This window comes from Nocardia sp. NPDC003345 (assembly GCF_053589395.1).
The window spans coordinates 1-1,877 of the sequence record NZ_JBSFRU010000563.1; the positions used below are offsets into that span (position 1 = coordinate 1).

Sequence of the window (1,877 nt, forward strand, 5' to 3'; positions counted from 1 at the left end):
TGGCCGATGCCGCACGCGAATGGCAGGCGTTCCTGTCGACTTGGACAGCATGGAACCACGCGCGCACGGTCACCAGTATCGTCGGTGCCCTGCTGTTGCTGGTACCTGCGCAACGGTGACAAGCGACGGTTCCGGTGCCGACCCGCGCATTGCAGTTGGGGAATCTTGATCTCCGTGCCGAAGCCGCTTTCCGGAGGGCCGTCCCGCCATGCTCCGATATCGCGCGCCTCGGGCTCGGACCCGGTGTCCCGCAGTCCCCAGCGGGCGGGATCTCCGGTGCCCGCACCCTGTCGACCGGCGATCCGCCTATGGGCTGTACCGTCCCGTGGCCGGGTACAGCTCCCATATCGTGGCTGCATCGTCCGGCGGGCGTGCTCCCGACCAGGTTGGCGCCGGTTTCGGCTCCATCCGTTCCACCGAGAGTGTCGCGCGGTCCAATGCCTGTTCCCATACGATCTGCTCACCGCGGCTCACATAAACATCACGCCGTAACTGCTCCTGATTCTGAAGGGCCTCGGCGAAACGTTGCCCCAAAGAGCAACCCGGGGCCGCCGCGTTACTCGAAATCACCACTATCGGCCGGTCCTCGCCGGATACCGCCAACCGGCGGATATCACTGTCGTTCGAGACCACCCGGGCGAACATTTCCGGTGAAAGCGCCATTATCGAACCATCCGCGGTGTTGTCCCCGTGTAGAGATGACGGGGATACATCCGCGTTGACATAGAAGACATCCAGCTCGGGATCCGAATCGGCGTGGAGTATTATCGCCTCTTTCGTCGGCCAAGCCGACGGGGTTTTGTGATAATCCTTGACCTCTTTTCCTGACCGGGAGTAGGTTCCGAGGATTCTGAAGGACTGCTCGAATCTCACTCTCTTGAAGAATGCGGCTTGTCCCCGGGTCGAAGAGAACGACACCCCGGTCAGGACATCGGTCGAACGCCCCGGGCCGTCGATATGTTTGCTGTAGAGGCGCTCCTTTCTGATATCTCCGGTGAAAAAGGCCAGTTCAATACCGCGTGCCGCATCGCGGCCGGTAACAGGTTCCCCGGAAACCGGCGGGGGAAGTGCTGTCGAACGCCCCCAGGACTCGGATTCGTCCCACCGCGTCGTCTCCTCCGATACCCGGTCTACCTGCAGGAATTCATCGGTGGCACGAACGAGTTTGGCCCGCGTCGCGCGAATCACGTCTTCGGCCAGGAAGTGGCTGAATTTTCCGGTGGCGTCGATCAGTGGTTTCCCCAGAATCAATCCGATCTCTACCGGCACTTGAATCCCCTCGAGCATACCCACCTCGAGCCATCTGGGCATCGGCTTCCCTCTCCCCTATCGGCCGAGCACTCGGCTGGATCGACCTTCTCGTCCGTTCGGTCGACCAGAGGGACCGTCCCGGCGTATCACTATTCTGCCGCAGCAGGACAGGTATTCGCTCCTGCATCGATGCCCCCGAAAATAGTGGCATCGGTTCGATCCACGACGGCATGAGAGGGCGCAGCGCCGGGTGGGAGCTGAAAGATATTGCAATGCACGCCTATCCTGCGAGACTGTGATTCTCTGCACGGGAGAGGGGCGCGACGATTCAGGGAATCGCACGTGATCAGCCGGCCGATCGACACAGTCACACATCTCGAAGCAGTGACATTCTTCGCGCACATGTTAACGAAAACCTCTATTGCTCAGATTTTTTGATCAGGCCTACCGGAGGCCCCTGACCCGAGGACAAATCATGCGACGATTCACCCTTCTCGTGGCAATAACTGCCGCCATAACTCTCACCGCGTGCGCAGCGGAAGGAGACACTCACAGCGGCGCTTCGGCATCGTCGTCGAGCGCTACCGCCCCCGCTTCCCCGTCTGCGTCCGCCGACAGCGCGGCAC

General features: G+C 61.3%; 1 protein-coding gene. It reads right to left on the reverse strand.

Annotated elements, in window-relative coordinates; genetic code table 11:
* Positions 1-306: 306 nt before the first annotated feature.
* Positions 307-1,293, reverse strand: a complete 987-nt coding sequence (locus ACWDU1_RS32010; RefSeq protein ID WP_450004159.1) for a hypothetical protein — start codon at positions 1,291-1,293, stop codon at positions 307-309.
* Between the last annotated feature and the right edge of the window lie 584 nt (positions 1,294-1,877).